General features: G+C 58.1%; 2 protein-coding genes. Both read left to right on the top strand.

The genetic code is table 11. From position 1 onward, the window contains the following. The first annotated feature begins 44 nt into the window (after positions 1 to 44). Positions 45 to 875: a hypothetical protein gene (locus BKD70_RS22350; protein ID WP_256543194.1), complete on the top strand. Its 831-nt coding sequence runs from the start codon at positions 45 to 47 to the stop codon at positions 873 to 875. A gap of 38 nt (positions 876 to 913) precedes the next feature. After that, positions 914 to 1,672, top strand: a complete 759-nt coding sequence (locus tag BKD70_RS22355) for a transporter substrate-binding domain-containing protein (RefSeq protein WP_019818062.1) — start codon at positions 914 to 916, stop codon at positions 1,670 to 1,672. Positions 1,673 to 1,727 lie beyond the last annotated feature (55 nt).

A 1,727-nucleotide genomic window follows, 5' to 3' on the forward strand; every position in this document is an offset into this window, starting at 1 on the left:
GGCCATCCGGGCTTGAGTGTGCACGGATCCTAGGTGCGCGAGGGATGGAAGTGGCCCTGGTCGACAGCCTGCGCACCCTAGGCGGGCGTGTAGCGTTGGAAGCCCGGCTGCCGGGGCTGGCGAGTTGGGCACGGGTGATTGACTATCGACTGGATGCGTTGAGCCGCATGCCGTCAGTCGAGATCWATCGGGAAAGCCCCTTGCAGGCCCAGGATGTGCTGGATTTCGCCGCCGAGCATGTGTTCATCGCTACGGGTTCCCATTGGCGGCGGGATGGCTTGGGACGCGCCTTGCGCTCCCCCTTAACGGGCCTGGAGAGCCTGCCCGTGCTGACGCCTGATGACCTGATGGCGGGGGTGTTGCCCACTTCGCCGGTGCTGCTGTTCGATGACGATCACTATTACATGGGCAGCGTGCTGGCCGAACACCTGGTGGCGCGGGGTGTGGAGGTGATATTCGTCACCCCTGCGGCGGACGTGGCGGCCTGGACCCATAACACTCTCGAGCAGCACCGCATTCAGCGTCGTCTGATGCAGTTGAATGTCACGATCATACCGTCCCATACGCTGGTCAGCGTTAAGCCTGAGGGCGTGGTAGCGGGCTGCATCTACACCGAACGTACGCGGTTGATCCCAGCTGCAGCCTTGCTGCTGGTCACTTCCCGGGAGCCTGAGCAGGCGCTGTATCAGGCCTTGAACAACTCACCCGAACAGTTACAGGCGGCAGGCATCCGAACGCTGACGCTGATCGGCGACTGTGTGGCGCCGGGCACCATTGCGGCGGCGGTGTATTCAGGTCATCGCATCGCACGTGAGTTCGATGCGCCCGAAGGCTCGCTGATAGTGCGGCGGGAAATTCCATTTATCGAGGTGTAGTCAGTCCGACTGTTCAATCAATAACGAGGAATACAATAATGAAAAAAATACTCCTGATGTTATTCACCACACTCCTTATTAATTCATCGTTGTTTGCCAGCGATTATAAAGTGATCCGTTTCGCTGCCGATCCCAACTATGCGCCCTTTGCTTATAAAGACAGTACGGGCACTTTGACCGGTTTTGAAATAGATATTGGCAATGCAATTTGTGCACATTTGAATGTTCGCTGCCAATGGGTCGAGAGTGACTTTGACGGCATGATTCCCAGCCTCAACGCCGGCAAGATCGACGCCATCCTTGCTTCAATGACCATCACTGCCGCTCGGCAAAAGGTCATCGACTTTTCCTCGGAGGTGTTTTCCAGTCCCACCGCCATGGTGATGCGCCCTGGCACTGAGCTTTCCACAGGCATGGCCGTCGGCTATTTGCAGGGCAGTACTCAAGAAGTGTATGCCCGGCAAGTGCTCGCCGGGCAGGGTATGAAGGTGGTGGCTTATGCCGATCAGGAGCAAGTGTACGCGGACCTGCTGACAGGGCGTTTGCAGGCATCGCTGCAGGATGCTCAGCAAGCACAGAGCGGATTTTTACGTTCACCCCAAGGCGTCGGGTTCGTGCTGGGCCCGCTGATTGACAGCGAGTTGATGCCGTCCAAAAGCGGCATTGGCATCGCCAAGGGCAACCACACGTTGAAAGCGCTATTGGATAAGGGGCTGGCTGCCCTGCACGCCGATGGCACCTACGCTCGCCTGCAAGAGCAGTACTTCCCCGGAGTGAACATGTTCAGCGGCCAATAACCGCCCTCAACGGCCAGCGAGGACACAATCATGCTACCTGCCTTCACTCAATTCG

Origin of the sequence: Pseudomonas sp. BS-2016 (genome assembly GCF_001806145.1) — a bacterium.
Classification (GTDB): Bacteria; Pseudomonadota; Gammaproteobacteria; order Pseudomonadales; family Pseudomonadaceae; genus Aquipseudomonas; species Aquipseudomonas lundensis.

Excerpts from the sequence above, each read along its gene's own strand:
- BKD70_RS22355 (WP_019818062.1), top strand. The coding sequence starts at position 914 with ATGAAAAAAATACTCCTGATGTTATTCACCACACTCCTTATTAATTCA.